Source organism: Deltaproteobacteria bacterium, from assembly GCA_016709225.1.
Classification (GTDB): Bacteria; Myxococcota_A; Polyangia; order Nannocystales; family Nannocystaceae; genus Xiheibacterium; species Xiheibacterium phototrophicum.
This window is the reverse complement of the sequence record JADJEE010000001.1, coordinates 2,106,303-2,121,237: the sequence shown is the minus strand read 5'-3', so window position 1 is coordinate 2,121,237 and position 14,935 is coordinate 2,106,303. Positions and strand designations below refer to the sequence as shown.

Annotated in this window: 13 protein-coding genes; 5 read left to right on the top strand and 8 right to left on the bottom strand. The window is 71.8% G+C overall.

What is annotated here, in order from left to right:
- The 3 genes from IPH07_08665 to IPH07_08655 are packed head-to-tail and all read left to right on the top strand — an operon-like array spanning position 1 to position 3,467.
- Positions 1-984, top strand: coding sequence for a pyruvate dehydrogenase complex E1 component subunit beta (locus IPH07_08665; protein ID MBK6917457.1), 984 nt, complete (start codon positions 1-3; stop codon positions 982-984).
- A gap of 60 nt (positions 985-1,044) precedes the next feature.
- Positions 1,045-2,364, top strand: a complete 1,320-nt coding sequence (locus IPH07_08660; GenBank protein ID MBK6917456.1) for a 2-oxo acid dehydrogenase subunit E2 — start codon at positions 1,045-1,047, stop codon at positions 2,362-2,364.
- A gap of 29 nt (positions 2,365-2,393) precedes the next feature.
- Positions 2,394-3,467: a hypothetical protein gene (locus IPH07_08655; GenBank protein MBK6917455.1), complete on the top strand. Its 1,074-nt coding sequence runs from the start codon at positions 2,394-2,396 to the stop codon at positions 3,465-3,467.
- Positions 3,468-3,491: 24 nt separating this feature from the next.
- On the opposite strand, the gene IPH07_08650 is transcribed toward IPH07_08655, so the two are convergent.
- The 3 genes from IPH07_08650 to IPH07_08640 all read right to left on the bottom strand — a co-directional run bounded on the left by IPH07_08650 (position 3,492) and on the right by IPH07_08640 (position 8,790).
- Positions 3,492-4,949, bottom strand: coding sequence for a glutamine synthetase (locus IPH07_08650; protein MBK6917454.1), 1,458 nt, complete (start codon positions 4,947-4,949; stop codon positions 3,492-3,494).
- Positions 4,950-5,053: 104 nt separating this feature from the next.
- Positions 5,054-7,924, bottom strand: coding sequence for a sulfatase-like hydrolase/transferase (locus tag IPH07_08645; GenBank protein ID MBK6917453.1), 2,871 nt, complete (start codon positions 7,922-7,924; stop codon positions 5,054-5,056).
- Positions 7,921-8,790: a decaprenyl-phosphate phosphoribosyltransferase gene (locus tag IPH07_08640; GenBank protein ID MBK6917452.1), complete on the bottom strand. Its 870-nt coding sequence runs from the start codon at positions 8,788-8,790 to the stop codon at positions 7,921-7,923. The genes IPH07_08645 and IPH07_08640 overlap by 4 nt, the downstream gene beginning before the upstream one ends.
- A gap of 353 nt (positions 8,791-9,143) precedes the next feature.
- On the opposite strand from IPH07_08640, the gene mqnB reads away from it, so the two are divergent.
- Together mqnB and IPH07_08630 are read left to right on the top strand one after the other, a co-directional pair.
- Positions 9,144-9,767 (top strand): futalosine hydrolase, encoded by a 624-nt coding sequence (mqnB, locus tag IPH07_08635; GenBank protein MBK6917451.1) that lies wholly within the window; start codon positions 9,144-9,146, stop codon positions 9,765-9,767.
- Positions 9,768-9,814: 47 nt separating this feature from the next.
- Positions 9,815-10,603, top strand: coding sequence for a 1,4-dihydroxy-6-naphthoate synthase (locus IPH07_08630; GenBank protein MBK6917450.1), 789 nt, complete (start codon positions 9,815-9,817; stop codon positions 10,601-10,603).
- A gap of 28 nt (positions 10,604-10,631) precedes the next feature.
- On the opposite strand, the gene IPH07_08625 is transcribed toward IPH07_08630, so the two are convergent.
- From IPH07_08625 to sucC, 5 genes are all read right to left on the bottom strand, one after another.
- Positions 10,632-10,841, bottom strand: a complete 210-nt coding sequence (locus IPH07_08625) for a hypothetical protein (protein ID MBK6917449.1) — start codon at positions 10,839-10,841, stop codon at positions 10,632-10,634.
- The gene (locus tag IPH07_08620; GenBank protein ID MBK6917448.1) at positions 10,838-11,440 is read right to left on the bottom strand and encodes a cob(I)yrinic acid a,c-diamide adenosyltransferase; all 603 of its coding nucleotides are present in this window, start codon (positions 11,438-11,440) and stop codon (positions 10,838-10,840) included. Before IPH07_08620 ends, IPH07_08625 begins: the two co-directional genes overlap by 4 nt.
- A gap of 76 nt (positions 11,441-11,516) precedes the next feature.
- Entirely contained in the window at positions 11,517-12,599 is a 1,083-nt protein-coding gene (locus tag IPH07_08615) for a hypothetical protein (GenBank protein ID MBK6917447.1), read from the bottom strand.
- A 235-nt stretch (positions 12,600-12,834) separates the two neighbouring features.
- Positions 12,835-13,740 carry a succinate--CoA ligase subunit alpha gene (gene sucD / locus IPH07_08610; protein MBK6917446.1) on the bottom strand — a complete coding sequence of 302 codons (906 nt, stop codon included), beginning with the start codon at positions 13,738-13,740 and terminating at the stop codon, positions 12,835-12,837.
- Positions 13,737-14,933 (bottom strand): ADP-forming succinate--CoA ligase subunit beta, encoded by a 1,197-nt coding sequence (sucC, locus tag IPH07_08605; protein ID MBK6917445.1) that lies wholly within the window; start codon positions 14,931-14,933, stop codon positions 13,737-13,739. Before sucC ends, sucD begins: the two co-directional genes overlap by 4 nt.
- Between the last annotated feature and the right edge of the window lie 2 nt (positions 14,934-14,935).

The window sequence follows — 14,935 nt, the reverse complement described above, 5'->3', positions numbered from 1 at the left end:
ATGGCGACGCTACAGATCCGCGAGGCGCTGCGCGCTGCGATCGACGAGGAGATGGCCCGGGACGAGCGTGTGTTCGTGATGGGCGAGGAGGTCGGGCACTACGACGGCGCCTACAAGGTGACCGAGGGCCTGCTGGCCAAGTACGGCGAGCGTCGCGTGGTCGACACGCCGATCGCCGAGGCCGGGTTCGCCGGGGTCGGAGTCGGCGCGGCGATGGCCGGGCTGCGCCCGATCATCGAGTTCATGACCTTCAACTTCTCGGCGGTGGCGTTCGATCAGATCCTCAACAACGCCGCCAAGCTACGCCAGCTCACCGCCGGCCAGTTCACGCTGCCGATCGTGTTCCGCGGGCCCAACGGCGCCGCGCACATGTTGAGCTCGACCCACAGCCAGGCCTTCGAGAGCTTCTACTGCGGCTTCCCGGGCGTGAAGGTGGTCTCGGTCGCGACCGCGAAGGACGCCAAGGGCCTGCTCAAGGCCGCGATCCGCGACGACAACCCGGTGATCTTCTTCGAGAGCGAGGTCATGTACGCCAACCGCGGCGAGGTGCCCGACGAGGAGTACGTGATCCCGATCGGCGAAGCCGACATCAAGCGCCCCGGCAGCGGCATCACGGTGATCACGTGGGGGCAGGGGCTGCAGGTCGCGCTGACGGCCGCCGAGCAGGCCGCCGAAGAGGGCCTCGATTGCGAGGTCATCGACCTGCGGACCCTGCGGCCGCTCGACGACGCTTGCGTGCTCGCGAGCGTGCGCAAGACCAACCGCGTGGTGATGGTCTACCACGGCTGGCCCTACGGCGGCGTCGGAGCGGAGCTCTCCGATCGCATCCAGCGGCTGGCCTTCGATCACCTCGACGCGCCGATCCTGCGCGTGTGCTACGAGGACGTGAACATGCCGTACGCCGAGAACCTCGAGCAGCTGGTGCTGCCGAGCCCGGCGCGCGCGCTCGAGGCGATCCGCGAGGTCGCGTACCGCAAGGTCTGACGCATCGCCCGCGTCGCTCGCAACCCCATCGCAACATCCGCATCCGAGGAGACCGCAGCAATGGCAACCGTCGTGGCGCTACCCCGCCTGTCCGACACCATGGAAGAGGGCGTCATCGCCAAGTGGCACATCAAGCCCGGCGACAAGGTCAAGCGCGGTCAGATGATCGCGGAGATCGAGACCGACAAGGCGACGATGGAGTTCGAGTCCTTCGACGCCGGCGTCGTGCTCGAGCTGGTCGCGCCCGAGGGCAAGACGCTGCCGATCGGAGCGCCCATCGCGGTGTTCGGCCAGGCCGGCGAGGATCCGAAGGCGGCACTGTCGGGGGCCGCGAAGGCGCCGGCGAAGGCCGAGTCGAAGCCGGCGGCGAAGACGGACGCGGCGCCCGCGTCGAAGCACGCGGCGAAGCCGGACGCGGAGCCCGCGGCGAAGACGGACGCAGCGCCCGCGGCGAAGCCGGACGCGGCGCCCGCGTCGTCGACGGACGCGAGGCCCGATGCCAAGCCGGAGCCGCGCGACGACGGACGCATCGCCGCGTCGCCGCTGGCGCGTCGGCTCGCGCGCGAGCGTGGACTCGCGCTCGCCGACATCGAGGGCTCGGGCCCGCACGGCCGCGTGGTCAAGACCGACGTCGAGCGGGCTGCGAGCGCGCCGCGTGCCGCCGCAGCGGCTGCGCCGGCGTCCGCGGGCGACACCGTGCTCGAGCTGTCGATGATGCGCAAGACGATCGCCAAGCGCATGGCGCAGGCGAACGCCGAGATCCCGCACTTCTATCTGACGATCGTGGTCGACATGGACCGCGCCGCCGCCGTGCGCGACGAGCTCGCCGCCGCCGAGGTCAAGGTCTCGTACAACGACCTCATCGTGCTCGCGTGCGCGAAGGCGCTGCGCATCCACCCCGAGGTCAACGCCTACTGGAACGGTCAGACCATCGTGCGGCGTGGTGACGTGCACGTGGGTATCGCGGTTGCAGTCGAAGACGGGTTGGTCGTACCGGTGCTACGTCACACCGACCGCATGTCGTTGTCGGAGATCGCGGCCAGCGCCCGTACGCTCGGTGGCAAGGCCCGCGAGCGTGCGCTCGAGCCCGCGCAGATGACCGGCTCGACCTTCAGCGTGTCGAACCTCGGCATGTTCGGCATCGAGGCCTTCGCAGCGGTCGTGAACCCCGGAGAAGGCGCGATCCTGGCGGTTGGCGGCATCGCCGACGAGGCGGTGGTGCGCGCGCCCGCAGCCGGCGGCGCGCCGACGCTCGCGGTCGGCAAGCGCATGCGTGTCACGCTGTCCTGCGATCACCGCGTGATGGACGGGGCGACCGGTGCCAAGTTCCTCGCGACCGTGCGCGGCTTGCTGGAGCAGCCGCTGCGGATGTTGGCCTGAACTCGGACGAAACCAGCTACGCTTCGCCCATGCGGCGCGTGGCGCTGGTGTCGTGGATCGCGGTCGCGGCGTGTTCGTCGGCGTCGCTGGGGAGCAACTCGGGCATCGACTCGGCCGCCAGCATCGGCGGCAGCGCCAGCGTCGGTGACACCGACGGCAGCGGCACCGAGTCGTCGGCGACCGCAAGCGCGAGCTCGACGACCGCCGGGCCGACGACCGACGACTCGGCCACCGCGACGGACCCCAGCGGTGGCAGCACCGAGGATCCCACGGTCGCCCAGAGCAGCAGCGACAGCGGCGGCGCCGACACCAGCGGCGGCTCGAGCAGCGACGGCGGCAGCAGCTCGGGTGGCCTCGATCCGCTGGCCTGCACCGACGCCGACCTGGGCTCGGCGACCGGCTTCGGCCTGCGCAGCGCCAGCACCACGGGGGCCACCGACGACGTCGCGATCTCGTGTGCGAGCGGTGGTGGCATCGACGACGTGCTGGTGTGGACCGCACCCGCGGCCGGCACCTACCACTTCAGCCTCGCCGGTTCGGGCTACGACACCGCCATCGCGGTGCTCGACGATGCATGCGACGGCGCCGAGCTGATCTGCAACGACGACGGCCCGCTCGAGGAGGGCGTCTCGCTGGCCTCGGTCGCGCTGGTGGCCAATCAGCGGGTGCTGCTGGTCATCGATGGCTACGCCGGCGACAACGGCAGCTACGTGCTGAGCATCAGCTCGGGTGCGGCGCCGAGCTTCGCCTGCGCCGACGGTGGCGACCTCGGTATCGCGACCGGCAACGCGGTCGCCACCGGCAGCACGGTGGGTGCGGCCAACGACTTCTCGCCGAGCTGTCAGGCCGGCGGCGCCGACGTGCTCTACACCTGGACGCCGCCGACGTCGGGTGCGTACACCTTCTCGCTGGCGGGATCGTCGTACGACACCGTGCTCGCGATCGCCTCGGGCGGCTGCGGCGGGGTCGAGCTCGTCTGCAACGACGACTCGGGCGGGCTGCAATCGCAGGCGTCGGCGAACCTCACCGCGGGGCAGACGGTGGTGATCGCGATCGACGGCTACAACGGCGCCACCGGGAGCTACTCGCTCGCGGTGAATTGAAGCGGGCCCTGCCCGTGGGGCCTACTAGAACCGGTTCCACAGGAACTGGTTGGTCACCTCGTGGTGGAACTGCACCTCGGCGCGCTTGATGAGCGAGCCCAGCGCCTTGGGGCAGCGCTCGGCGGAGGCCTGCTTGACCTCGGCGAAGCGGCTCACCACCGACTCGCCGAGCAGCTCGGTCATGGTGCGGCTGCCCTTGAACAGGCGCAGCGCGTCGTGGATGTTGTCGGGCAGGAACCGCGTGCGCGCGCGCTTGTTCGGATCGGGGTCTGAGCTCGGACCCTCGAGGCCCGTGCGCAGCAGCGCATAGACGGCCAGGTACGGGTTGGCGTCGGGGCCGACCGAGCGCACCTCGATGCGGGCGGAGCGCTCGTTGCCGATCGGGATGCGCACCATCGAGCCGCGATCGCTGGCGGATGCCTTGATCTGGTTGGGCGCCTCGTAGTGCGGGTCGAGCCGACGGTAGGCGTTGACGCTGCTGTTGAGCAGCAGACACAGATCGCCGGCGCTGTTGAGGATGCGGTCGATGAAGTCCCAGCCGGTCGCCGACAAGCCGCTGTCGCCGTCCTTGTCCCAGAAGAGGTTCTTGCCGCCGGTCTGCAGCGAGATGTTGGTGTGCATGCCGCTGCCGTTGACGCCGGTGACGGGCTTGGGCAAGAACGACGCCGTCATGCCGAGGTTCTGCGCGACCTGGCGGCACAGCAGCTTGTAGAGCAGGACCTGGTCCGCCGCGACGCAGGCCTCGGCGTAGCTGTAGTTCATCTCGAACTGCGACGGTGCGACCTCGGGGTGGTCCTTCTCGTTGGCGAAGCCCATCGCGCGCTGGGCCTCGGCGGCGGCGTCGATGAAGCGGCGCAGGTCGTCGCCCGGCAGCGAGTGGTAGTAGCCGCCGGTGGAGATGAACTCGAAGGCGTTGGTCTCGGGGTAGTGCTGCTCGGCGTCGCGGCCACGGAACAGGAAGCCCTCGATCTCCATCGCGACCTGGGCAACCAGGCCCTTGGTGTCGAAGAGCTCGCGGGTGTACTGCTTGAGGCGACCGCGGAGGTCGGCGGCATAGGGCGTACCGTCCTGGGCGAGCGCTTCGGCGAACACCAGCACCTTGCCGGGGCCGAACACGTCGGCCGGCATCCACCAGAACGCGGGCCAGTCGATCGACAGGCGCAGGTCCGACTCGTGCTGCGCCGAGAAGCCGCGGATCGACGAGCCGTCGAACGTGAGGTTGTCGGCCGAGCGCAGCAGGAACTTCTTGTCGTAGTCGAGCATGTGCAGCCGACCCTCGAGGTCGGCGAAGCACACGGTCACGGCCTTGATGCGCTTCTCGTCGGTCAGGTACTTGATGCGCTGCTCCCGGACCTGGTCGACCGGCGTGCGCTCGAGCCGCTGGCGCTTGGCCTCCAGGTTCATCTCCTCGAGCTGCTCGTAGCGGATCTCGAGGAAGTCACGGAGGCTCGAACGCTCGGGGGTGCCATCAGTCGGGGCCATGCAACGCTCTCATGCGCCAAACTTATGCTTAGGGCAAGCGGATTTAATCTAAACCGGCGCCGGAAAAGCCTACGGGACCTCACGCGCGCCCGGCACCTGGGAGATCACTCGGCCGTGCGCGGCTCGAGGCGGGCCACCGCACGACGGGCCTCGGCGCGGATGTCCGGGTACGGGCCGCCCGCCGCGATCGCGCGAAGCAGTGCGCGTGCCTCGGGCCGGGCGTCGTCGCGGAGCAGCCGGACCGCCAGGCGTGCGCCGGCGTTGGTGTCGACGATCGCGGTGAGCTCCGACATCGCCGCGACCCCGAGGCGGGCCAGCAGCACGCGCGCCGCCTCGCGACGCACGCGGAGATCCTCGTCACGATCGCGCAGCACCTGGCGCGCCGGCAGCAGGTCGTCGACGTCGCCGTGCTCGATCAGCACGCGCCACGCCGCCGCGCGCACGCGTGGGTCTCGATCGGCGCGGCGCGTGCGGCACTCGGCGCGTAGCGCCGCCAGCTCGGCACCGTCGCCGAACACGCCAGCGGCGGCGTCGAGCACCGCGAGGGTCTCGCCGACCGCGCCGAGGTGGGTCTGCTCCGCCAGTAGCTCGCGCAGCAGGGGTGCGAAGCGGGGCGCAGGCAGCGACCAGCCGGCGATCAGCTGCAGCCACGCGGCCAGGGTGGGGTCGTCGATGCGGCTGCGCGCGAGGGACTCGAGGCGAGTGGCCGCCCACTCGTCGCCGAAGCCGTCGACGCCGGCGGCGGCGAGCCGCGCAAGCGTGGTTCGCTCGGCCGGCGTGTCGGCGAGCTCGCGCATCCACGCGGTGACGGCGGGCCCCAGGGCTGCGAGCGCGCCGGCGATGTCGTCGTGCAGCAGCGTGGTGGCGATCTGCGTGCGCAGCTCGTCGTCACCGGCCACGAACAGCTCGCGGGCCCGCGCGAGCGCGTCGGCGTCGGGGGCCAAGGCGACCAGTCGCAGCAGGAGCGGCGCGGCGGCGCCCGGGCGCCGCGGGTCGAGCTCGCGCAGTCGCTGCAACAGCAGCGCATGCACGGCTGGCCGCTGCAGCTCGCTGGCGACCACCGCCGGTGCGAAGCCGACCAGCTCGATGGCCAGCGATTGCACGAGCCCGGGGTCGTCGGCCTCGACGTCCTCGCGCTCGTGGGGATCGCGGCGCAGATCGAAGCGATGGCGTGCGCCGGTGCGGGGCTCGACGACGAGCTTGTCGTCGCCGCGCACGAGGCCGACCCGTGAGCCCTTGGCGTTCTCGAAGTAGTAGCTGCGCCGTGGGGGCTCGCGGAGGCCGACGAACCACGGCAGCAGCGAACGCCCGCGGTCGCCGGGCCGTGGTGGCCCGCCGAGCAGGTCGACCAGCGTCGGCACCAGATCGACCACGCCGACCGGTGACGCGAGCTCGCGGGGCGCGAGCCCGGGCACCGCGAACGCCAGCGGCACCCGCAGGTCCTCCTCGAAGAGGTTGGGCCCGTGCAGCACGGTGCCGTGATCGCCGAGGCCCTCGCCGTGATCGCCGACCACGATGACGATGGTGTCCTGCGCGTGGCCGAGCTGCGCGAGGCCGTCTTCGAGCGCGCCGAACTGCGTGTCGAGGTAGGCCAGCGAGCGGCGGTAGGCGTCGTCGCGGGTGCCCGCGCGCCGATCCAAGGGCGCACCGTCGAAGCCGGGCGCGTGCATCGTGAACAGATGCACGAACAGGAAGAAGCGATCGTCGGCGCCCGCGACCAGCTCGAGCGCGTGGGGGATCGCGGTGTCGCAGGCCGCGTTCTCGTAGGTGCGAACCTCGTCGAAGCCATCGAGCAGCGCCGCGATCGCCGGGTACTTCCCGGGCATGAAGTAGCTGTGCACGACCGCCATGGGGTGCAGGCCCAGGGCCTCGAGGCGGTTGCCCAGCGGCACGCCGAGCGCGAGCGGATCGTCGCTGGCCCACAGCGAGCGGAACATCGACGGCATCGCGCGGCGCGTCTCGGTCGCGGTGGTGTACGTGCGGGCGAAGCGGACCGCGCCGGCCAGCCACGCGTCGAGCCGCGGGGTCGAGCGCGGGGCGGCGAAGCGGGTGCCCTCGGGCGGTCGCAGCGGCGGGAGGGCGTCGGCACGCAGGGTGTCGATGACGACCAGCACGACGTTGGCCTGCGGGCGTCGCGGTGCCTCGAGGCCGGAGGTATCGTCGGGTCGCGGCAGCTCGCCGGCGCCGACGTCGAGCTGCGCGAGCGTGTCGTGCAGCAGCGTCGGCGGCGGTGCCGGCATGGCGTTGCGGATCCACTCGGCAGCGACATTGGATCGCAACAGCAGCGTCGCGCGCACGCGGGTGGGCATCGTGAACCACAGCAGCGGGGCCACCAGCGCCGCCGCAATCGCCAGACGCGGGCCCCAACGGCCGCGGCCGTCGTCGCCGTCGTCGAGCCACCAGCGCGCCGCGATGACCGTGGTCGCGGCCGCGAGCGCGTGCATGCCCATGTGCAGCGGTGGGTAGAGCCCGGGTTGGATCGTCACGTCGAGCCACGCCAACAGCGGTGCGATCGCGGCCATCGCGAGCAGTCCCGGCGTGGCCGGACGCGGCCGAGCCGCGAGCCGCAGCAGCGCCACGACGCCGATCGCCGCCAGCACGATCGGTGTCGCGTGGACCAGCGGCGCCCACGACTGCTCGGCGATCCACGGCCCCGACGCGAGCTCGTCGCCCGCCAGGTGGGCCGGGGTCGCAACCAGCAGGAACGTCGCGACCCGCTGGGCGCGTGCGGGCTCGCGGAAGCGGGCGCCGATGGCGGCCCCGAGTGCCGCGGTCGCGACCACGCACAGCGCCAGCGTCGCGTGCCCACCCCAGAGCGCCGCCAGCTCGGCGAACGAAAGCGCGTGCCCTCCGGGCACCACCGCACCGGCCATGCGCGCCTGCACGCGGTCGATCGCGAAGCCGATGGTCCCCGCCCACGCGACCGCCTGCAGCCACGCGGCCGCAGCGGCGAGCCATCGCGCCCGTGGGGTCATGCCCAGTAGAGGATCGCGCCCGTCACCAGGAGATACACGACGAAGTTCGCCATGAAGAGCGGATCGCGGAGCATCTCCTCGGTCGGGCTCTCGGCGTCGTGGCGCGTGGTCGCGAGGTGCGAGAACCGCAGGATGCCGACCACGCCGAACGGCACCGTCCACACCAGCGCGTCGGTGCCGAAGGTCGCCACGGTGTGTTCGCTGCGGGTGTACAGCGCGTAGGTCACCACCACCGCGGTCGCGACCACGTGCAGGATGATGCGCAGGCTCGACAGATCGTAGCCGCGCAGCGCCGCGCGCTGCTTGTCGGCGTCCGCGCTGGCGGCGAGCTCATGGGCGCGCTTGCCGAAGCCGAGGAAGGTCGCGAGCAGGAACGTGCACGCGAGCAGCCAGTGCGACGGCTCGACGTCGATCGCGAACGCGCCCGCGAGCACGCGCATGATGAAGAATGTCGCGATGCAGAAGACGTCGAGGTAGGCGATCTGCTTGAGCCGAAAGCTGTACGCGATGTTGAGCACGAAGTAGCCGCCGAGCACGGCGGCGTAGCGGGGCCCGAGCGCGATCGCGCCAGCCACGATGAGCGGCACCGCGATGAACAGGAACGTCTTGGCCACGCGCACCGGCAACGCGCCCGAGGCGATGGGGCGGTGGCGCTTCTGCAGGTGCAGGCGGTCTTGCGGCGCGTCGACGATGTCGTTGAGGACGTAGACGCAGCCCGAGATCAGACAGAAGAGCGCGACCGCGGCCAGCGATCGTGCCACTGCGGTGGCCTCGAACAGCCGCAGCGCGAAGAACAGCGGCACGGCGACGAACGAGTTCTTGACCCACTGGCGCGGCCGCAGGGTCTTGACGAGCGCTACGAGCACGGAAGACCCCTCGACTATGGCACGGCCGCGCGGGCGGTTCCATGGCTTTGGCCAGGATGCGGGGCGGACAGCGGCCATCGGCCCCGCGCCGGTCGTGGCAAGCGGCGCGCGCCGATCCGCCGTCGCAGCGAAGACGGCATCCCGGGCGGACCCCGCGCGATGGTCGGCGGCGCGTGCTGCCCCGTGTGCCGGCGCTGCTCGGCACGCGGCCCGTCCGCACCGGTGCGGTCCGCTCGAGCCCACGCGCGCGCCGGCAGCCACACCGCCGGCATCGAGGTGGCCGCCGCGCAATCACGATGGCACGGCGATCGGCTCGCCACGCGGGGTCGTTGTCGCGTATGCCTGTGGCACCGATGCCGGCCGCGTGGCGATGGGTGCACGCCGCACCACTCGAGGGTGAGGCGCTGCTGCGCCACGGGCTGCCGCGGTTGCAGCTCGGCGTCGGCAAGACCCGCGCGAGCTTCGAGCTCACGCGCGCGCTGGTGTCGGAGCCGGGCGCCGGCGTGGTGGTGGTCGGGGTGTGCGGGGCCTTCCGCGGCCGCGGGCTCGCGATCGGCGACATCTGCGTGGTCGCCCAGGACCGCGAGATCGACGAGGGGGTGCAGACGCCGGCGGGCTTCCTCGATCTGCAGGCGCTGGGCCTGACGGCGCCGTGCGAGGCCCGGGCCGACGAGGCCATGACCGCCCGCGCCGCAGCCACGCTGGCGTGCCCCGCGGTCGCGGGCGTGACGGTCTCGACCTGCAGCGGCACCGATGCGTTGGCGGCCGCGCGGGCGCGAAGCGGCGCGGCGATCGAGACCATGGAGGGCGCCGCAATCGCGTGGGTCTGCGCCGAGCTCGGCGTGCCGTGGATCGCCGTGCGAGCGGTCAGCAACTACACCGGCGATCGCGACCGCGCCGGGTGGGATCTGCGGCGCGCCATGGTGGCGCTGGGCGGCGCCGTCGATCGACTGGTCGCAGCGGGGGTCTGCACGTGAGCACGACGTTGAGCCTGGGCTTCTCGAGCTGTCCGAACGACACCTTCATGTTCGACGGCGTGGTCCACGGGCGCGTCGCCCTCGACGGCATCGTGCTGTCGCCTGTCATCGAGGACATCGAGGCGCTCAACGCCCGCGCCTGCGATCCCGACGCTGCGCGACTCGACCTCACCAAGCTGAGCGTCGGCGCGCTGCCCGAGGCGCTGGGTGAGTACGCGGTGCTCGGTGCCGGTGCGGCGCTCGGGCGCGGCGTGGGCCCGTTGGTGGTACGGCAGGCCGCGCGCGACGATCTCGGCGGCCTGGCCGCGCTCGGGCAGCACCGCGTGGCCATCCCCGGCGTGCGCACCACCGCGTGGCGCCTCCTGCAGGCCTTCGCGCCGCAGGTGGTGCCGGTGCCGATGCGCTTCGATCACGTGATGCCGGCGGTGGCCGCCGGCGAGGTCGATGCCGGGCTCGTCATCCACGAGGGCCGCTTCACCTACGGCGCCCACGGCCTGCACTGCATCGCGGACCTCGGGGTCTGCTGGGAGCAGGACACCGGACTGCCGGTGCCACTCGGGGTCATCACCGCCCGGCGCTCGCTGTCACGGTCGCTCGTCGCTCGCTTCGAGCACGCGCTGTCGGGCTCGATCGCGCTGGCGTTTCGCGAGCCCGCGGCGTCGCGCCCGTGGGTCGAGTCGCTCGCGCAAGAGCTGAGCGGCGACGTCATCGATCGCCACATCGCGCTGTACGTCAACGACGACAGCCGCCGTCTTTCGGACGAGGGACGGCGCGCCATCGAGACGCTGTTGCGCCGCTGCGGTGCGACCGGCTCGCCCTGGCCCGACGACGGCTGACTCAACCGGCGACGTCGGGCCGGTGCGCTCACTCGGTGGGGCGCTTGGGCAGCGCGCGACCGTCGGCGTCGACGATGGTCCAGAACGCAGGCCACTGCGGGATCTCGGCCAGCGTCGGCAGCACCTCGTCGAAGTTGTGCGGGTATGTGCGTCGCACGTAGCGGACCACGGCGTCGGCGCTGGGGGCTTCGACGAAGTGGGGCTCGAGCGGTGGGAACTCGTAGCGGTACTTCTTCACGGCTGCTCCACCGACGCGGGATCCCAGAGCACCTCGGGCTCCTGCCACGCGCGGGCGGCCGCACGCGAGAGCACGAACAGGTAGTCGCTCAGGCGGTTGACGTAGCGCAGCGCCTCGCCGCGCACGCGGTCGCCGTGGGCCAGCGCCACCAGCTCGCGCTCGGCTCGGCGGCACACCGTGCGCGCCACGTGACAGACCGCCGCGACCGCACCGCCGCCCGGCAGCACGAAGCTGCGCAGCGGCTCGAGCAGGGCGTTGTGGGCATCGATCTCGTGCTCGAGTCGCGCGACGTGACGGTCGTGCACCGCGAGCTTGGGCACCTCGTCGACCGCGCTCGGCGTGGCCAGCTCGGCGCCCAGGTTGAAGAGCTCGTGCTGGATGCGTGCGAGCTCGGCGTCGGCGGTCGCGACGAAGCCGGCATCCTTCGCTTCGTCGGCGCGCTGCAGCTCGATGCGCAGCACGCCGATCTGGGCGTTGAGCTCGTCGATGTCGCCGTAGCTGCGGATGCGCAGGTGGTCCTTCCCGATGCGCTCGCCGCTGGCGAGCATGGTGCCGCCGTCGTCACCGCTGCGTGTGTAGACCTTCGAGATGTAGACCATCGCCCGGCGGAGGCTAGCAGGCCGCGGTGGAACTTCGCGTCGCGAAGCGACCGCCGCGGGCCGGCACGACCGGCCGCTACTCGAGCGGTGCCGGCTCGCTGGGGATCTCGGCGGCGGGCTCGCTGCGCGCGACCACCTCGGGTGCGGCCGGTGCCGCACTCGGCAGCTTCGAGCGCGGCGCCGCCGGACCCTGCGACGACGCCGGCTCCGGGTCGGGCCGTGCGCGGGCGGGCTCCGCGGACGCGCCGGCGGCCTCGGCCGTGGGGGTGGCGCCCACGGGCTCGGCCGGCCCAGCTGCGGGGTTCGACGATGGCTCCGCAGTGCGTCGCGATCGCGGCACGCTGCGGGGGCGCTCGCCTGGCGTCGGGTCGTCGCCGGGCGGCACCGCCTCGATGCGCACAGGAGCTTCGCGCACGACCGGTTGGCCGAGCTCGGGCGTGTCGCCGCTCTCGGCGGCACGCACCTCGCTCACGCGACCACCGTGGCTGCGGGTCGCGGCGGCCTCGGCATCGGGGCGCAGCGTCAGCCACAGCGCGCCGCCACCGATGGCGAGCGCGACCACGACCGTCGCGGCCAGGCCCGCACCCGACGAGCGTCGCGGGCTCGCGGGCAGCGGGCGGCCGATCGCCAGCGGCTCGGTGTGATCGCCCGGCATCATGCGCTCGGTGACCTCGTGCTGCGCGACGTGCTGCGCCAGGTCGAGCGCGACCTCGACGGTGGGCGTCGGCGGCGGCATCGGTGCCGCCACGATCACGCGGTGCGGTCCGGTCTCGATCGCCTCGTCGAGGCGCATCACCATCGAGGTCTCCGAGCGCGGACGCGAGGGGCCGCGCAGCTCGATCGCGATCTGGGCGATCGCGGCGTCGGCCGATCGCTCGAGTCGCAGGGCAGTCAGTCGCTGATGCGGCTTGCGATGGCGTGCGAACAGCTGCTTGATCTCCCGCAGTCGCTCCCCCTCGAGGTTCTCGCTGCGCAGCACCACGAAGAGGCCGCGACTCGCATCACCGAGGGCCTCGACCAGCGGTTCGTCGTCGCGCTCGACGCCCGTCACCACCTCGGGCGACAGCCCGCGGCTGCGCGCCACGTCGACCCAACGGACCAGCTCGAGGTCGTCCTCCTCGGCGCACAACAAGACGAACGAGCTGGACGGCGCGGACACGGATCCCACCACATCATCCAAGCACCACACGTGCCAAGCTTCGGTGAGCTACCAAACCGTTGTCCGACTCACTCGCCTCGGCCGAACGATCACGTGCGGCCGAGGGCGGCCGGGGCTGGTCACCCTCGCTCGGGACAGCCCCAAACGACAGCGGCGGCCACCCACGTTGTGGGCAACCGCCGCCGGGGCAGGTGCGCGCGGCACACTGCGGCCGCACGCATCGACGCGCGCGAGCTCAGCTGCGGCCGAGCGCGCGCACCATGGTCTGACCGATGTCCGAGGGCGTCTCGGCAATGTGCACGCCGGCCTCGCGCATCGCGTCGAGCTTGGCACCCGCGGTGCCCTTGCCACCCGAGATGATCGCGCCGGCGTGGCCCATGCGCTTGCCCGGCGGCGCGGTGGTGCCGGCGATGAACCCGACCACGGGCTTGCGCACGTGCGCCTGGATGAACGCGGCGCCGTCCTCCTCGGCACTGCCCCCGATCTCGCCGATCATCACGATGCCCTCGGTGGCGCCGTCGTCGTTGAACAGCCGCAGGCAGTCGACGAAGTTGGTGCCGTTCACCGGATCGCCGCCGATGCCGATGGCGGTGGTCTGACCCAGGCCCAGCGTCGTCAGCTGGTGCACGGCCTCGTACGTCAGCGTGCCGGAGCGCGAGACCACGCCGATCTTGCCGGGCTTGTGGATGTAGCCGGGCATGATGCCGATGCGGCACTGCTCGGGCGTGATGATGCCGGGGCAGTTGGGCCCGATGAGTCGCACCGGGCGCTCGGCGATGGCGCGACGCACCGCGATCATGTCGGCGACCGGGATGCCCTCGGTGATGCACACGAGCAGCGGCACGCCAGCGTCGGCGGCCTCGAGGATCGCGTCGGCGGCGAGCGGCGGCGGCACGAAGATGACCGAGGCGTTGGCCCCGGTCTCGCGCACCGCGTCGGCGACGGTGTCGAACACCGGCACGCCCTTGCCACCGGCGGGGTTGTCCATCTCGGCGAGCACGCGCTCGCCACCCTTGCCGGGGGTGACCCCGGCCACGACCTTGGTGCCGTAGGCGAGCGACTGCGTGGCGTGGAAGAGGCCGGTCTTGCCGGTGATGCCCTGCACGAGCAGGCGGGTGTTGCGGTCGACCAGCACGCTCATTTCGTCATCTCCACGATCTTGGCCGCGGCGTCGCGCAGCGAGGATGCGGTCGTCACCTGCAGACCGCTGTTGTCGAGCAGCTCGCGGCCGAGCTCGACGTTGGTGCCCTCGAGGCGCACCACCAGCGGCACCTTGAGGCCGACCTCCTTGACCGCCGCGATCACGCCGTTGGCGATGGTGTCGCACTTCATGATGCCGCCGAAGATGTTCACCAGGATGCCCTTGCAGGCCTTGTCCTTGGTGATGATCTTGAACGCCGCGGTGACCTTCTCGGCGGTCGCGCCACCGCCGACGTCGAGGAAGTTCGCCGGCTCGGCACCGAAGAACTTGATGATGTCCATGGTCGCCATCGCCAGGCCGGCACCGTTGACCATGCAGCCGATGGTGCCGTCGAGCTTGATGTAGCTGAGGTCGAAGTTCTTGGCCTCGAGCTCGGAGGGGTCTTCCTCCGTGGGGTCGCGCAGGGCCTCGACGTCGGCGTGGCGGTACAGCGCGTTGTCGTCGAAGTTGACCTTGGCGTCGAGCGCCACGATGTCGCCGGACTTGGTCACCACCAGCGGGTTGACCTCGAGCAGCGAGCAGTCGAGCCGATCGTAGGCGGCGACCAGCTTGCGCAGGAACAGCGCCAGCTTCTTGGCGCCGTCGCTGCCGAGCCCGAGCCCGAACGCGAGCTTGCGGGCCTGGTAGTCGCGCAGACCCAGGGCCGGATCGATGGTCTCACGGAGAATCTTCTCCGGGTGCGTGGCCGCGACCTCTTCGATCTCCATGCCGCCCTCGGACGACGCCATCACGGTGTTGCGACCGGTCGCGCGATCGAGGGTGATCGCGAGGTAGAGCTCGCGCGCGATGTCCATGCCCTGCTCGACGAGCAATCGCTGCACGAGCTTGCCCTCGGGCCCGGTCTGGATCGTCACGAGCGTGCTGCCCAGCATCTTGGCGGCGACCTCGGCCGCCGCGTCGGCGCCACGGACCACCTTCACGCCGCCGAGGTCGGCGTGCTCGCGGAAGCGACCCTTGCCGCGTCCACCCGCATGGATCTGCGCCTTGACGACGACGACTTCGTTGCCGGTCTCGCCGATCAGGGCCGCGGCCGCGGTCGCGGCCTCGGCGGGCGAGAACGCCACCCGCGAAAGCGGCACCGGCACGCCGCCCTGACGCAGCAGCTCCTTGCCCTGGTACTCGTGGATTTTCATGA

Coding starts and splice junctions, on each gene's coding strand:
- IPH07_08660 (MBK6917456.1), top strand. CDS start 1,045: ATGGCAACCGTCGTGGCGCTACCCCGCCTGTCCGACACCATGGAAGAG.
- IPH07_08620 (MBK6917448.1), bottom strand. CDS start 11,440: ATGGTCTACATCTCGAAGGTCTACACACGCAGCGGTGACGACGGCGGC.
- IPH07_08645 (MBK6917453.1), bottom strand. CDS start 7,924: ATGACCCCACGGGCGCGATGGCTCGCCGCTGCGGCCGCGTGGCTGCAG.
- IPH07_08665 (MBK6917457.1), top strand. CDS start 1: ATGGCGACGCTACAGATCCGCGAGGCGCTGCGCGCTGCGATCGACGAG.
- mqnB (MBK6917451.1), top strand. CDS start 9,144: ATGCCGGCCGCGTGGCGATGGGTGCACGCCGCACCACTCGAGGGTGAG.
- sucC (MBK6917445.1), bottom strand. CDS start 14,933: ATGAAAATCCACGAGTACCAGGGCAAGGAGCTGCTGCGTCAGGGCGGC.
- IPH07_08630 (MBK6917450.1), top strand. CDS start 9,815: ATGTTCGACGGCGTGGTCCACGGGCGCGTCGCCCTCGACGGCATCGTG.
- IPH07_08655 (MBK6917455.1), top strand. CDS start 2,394: ATGCGGCGCGTGGCGCTGGTGTCGTGGATCGCGGTCGCGGCGTGTTCG.
- IPH07_08650 (MBK6917454.1), bottom strand. CDS start 4,949: ATGGCCCCGACTGATGGCACCCCCGAGCGTTCGAGCCTCCGTGACTTC.
- sucD (MBK6917446.1), bottom strand. CDS start 13,740: ATGAGCGTGCTGGTCGACCGCAACACCCGCCTGCTCGTGCAGGGCATC.